The organism is Ilumatobacter sp. (genome assembly GCF_049588435.1).
Lineage (GTDB): Bacteria > Actinomycetota > Acidimicrobiia > Acidimicrobiales > Ilumatobacteraceae > Ilumatobacter_A.
The window spans coordinates 1-2,115 of record NZ_JBAVYV010000150.1; the positions used below are offsets into that span (position 1 = coordinate 1).

2 protein-coding genes are annotated in these 2,115 nt (G+C 64.3%); both read right to left on the reverse strand.

Annotated features, from left to right (window positions below; translation table 11 throughout):
- Window positions 1-1,670 (reverse strand): PA domain-containing protein (locus WBV89_RS05595; RefSeq protein ID WP_423980350.1); only part of this gene is annotated, 1,670 nt, incomplete at its 3' end.
- Between the two features lie 238 nt (window positions 1,671-1,908).
- On the reverse strand, window positions 1,909-2,115 hold a 207-nt coding region (locus WBV89_RS05600; RefSeq protein WP_423980351.1), incomplete at its 5' end, for a chitobiase/beta-hexosaminidase C-terminal domain-containing protein.

Below are 2,115 nucleotides of genomic sequence, written 5' to 3' on the forward strand. Positions count from 1 at the left end.
GTGCAGATGCGGAGCATCTTCACCTGGAATGGCTCACGGGGGACGTCGGCCGGTGCATCCAACTCATCGCTGAAGCTCTCAGCGTCCTGAGCCGCGACGATGCCGTCACCGTCGTTGCCGCGGTAGGTGTAGGCCTCCACCAGGGCCGACGCATCAGCGTTGCCGTTGATGGCGGCGACCACGTCAGCGGCGGTCGATATCAGCGCACCGTCACCATCTGTCGCCAGCGACACTGAGATGTCGTTGCCCGACACCGACACAGCAAGCGCCGAATCGGCAGCACCCGGATCGACGTAGGCAATCGTCAGGTCGTTGCCTCCCTCATGACCCCACGCATGCGACGTCGCGCCGACGCGCTGGTCTTGGTCGTCACCGGTCAGGTGCATCGCCTGCCGGCGGTACCCGTTGGTCAGATTCGGCAGGTCGATGAGCTCGGTCAGCTCGGGGAAGTCGGCGGCCATCTCCTCGATGATCTCGGTGTACTCAATGGCCTGGCCGTAGTTCTGCAGGAAGCCCTGGAAATACCGGTGCGGCCGCTCGGGGAAGTCCGTCGCCAGCCATTCAGTGAACTCGGCCTCTGCCGACCCACCGTTCTCGCTCGTCACCAGCACCTTTGTCGGCGGCGGCAATGGAGGCAGAAGCGCGATCGTGCCAGCTGCGGGCAGACCGGACTTGATCGTCGCACCATCATCCTCGCCGATCATCGCCGACGGGATCTCAGTGTCGCTGTTGCCGGTCATGGCGAACGGGGCGCCACTGTTGCTGTTCGCCACGATGGCGGCGATTGCACCGGCGGCCTCGGCGTTCTCCACCTTGTCGGTGAACGGGCACGAGCCACGATCGAACAGGGCGATGTTGCCTGCGGTGAACCCGACCAACGGATCACAACCCTCGGTCGGGTCGTCGGAATCGTCGTTGACGAGCTCCACTGTGCCGGTGACCCCGGTCGTGTCCAACGCCGGACCAAAGCTGGAACCGACCGCCGTGTAGCCACCGGCGGCGGCGCCGTCGGCGATCGTCAGCTCAGCCCTGCCACCCAGCTGGAACTGGCCCCGGTGATACAGATACTGGTCCGCATCGGTGAAGTCGTTCAGCTCGGCCGTGCCGCCGTCACCGAAGTCGGTGCCCGGACCGGCATCCCATGCGATCGTGAGATCTACGTCCTCACCGTCACTCGTCTTCGCCTCGACCGAGATGTACTCCTCACCCTCCGAGGTGAAGTAGTCGGCTCGTGCGATGACGACGGTGTCGATTTCCTCCAGTTCCAGCTCTGCGGCCAGCGCCGAATTGGCGTCCAGCGTCGCCTGACGCTCGGCCACCATCGATTCGCGTAGCGCATTGACCTCGGACCCGGTGGCCTCGACGTCGATGCCCACACCGAGTTGCTCGATCGCGGTGCGCTGCGAGTCCTTCACGACGGCACTCACGGTGAAGCCGGAGCCGGCTGCCTCCACGTTGTGGTCAAGGTCGTACCCCTGGTCGGCGAGCACGTCCAGCGTCGCCCGGTCCGGGATACTCAAGGTCACGAGTGCCTTCTCGTCGTCGGCACCGTCGATTTCGTCGTCGATCGCTTCACCGGGCGCTGCTCCCGGGAGCAGCGCCAGCGCAAGGGCTGCTGCGAGGATGACGACGAGCACACGCCAGTGCTGTCGTTTGGTCGTAGAGGTCACGTTTACCCTCCTGTACCACCATCTCAAGGGGCGTCACGGTGTCGCATGCATTGCGGCTAGGTCCCGGCTTCGCCCCGAGGACGCTTGCACGTCTGGTCGGCACCTCCTGTTGATAGCGAACAAACGATTGTGCGTCAACCCCTCCCTGACGCTGGCTGCCATCGCCGCACGCAGAAGGAAGGGGCCCCTTTCGAGGCCCCTTCCTTCGTGTGAGATCTGCCCATTGCCGGGCTGACGCTCAGTTCTCGATCGTGATCGTCGCCGACGGGGCGTTGTTACGTCCCGGGCTGTACTTGCCCTCGATGTTGCCTGATGCATCCACCGAGAACCACTTGATCGTGGTCGTCTCGGAGATCGTCAGCGTCTCGCCACCCTCACGGATGCCAGCTGCCTGATACATCGTCGAGTCGTACGTCGGGTTCGACCCATCGAGCGTGTAGTAGAT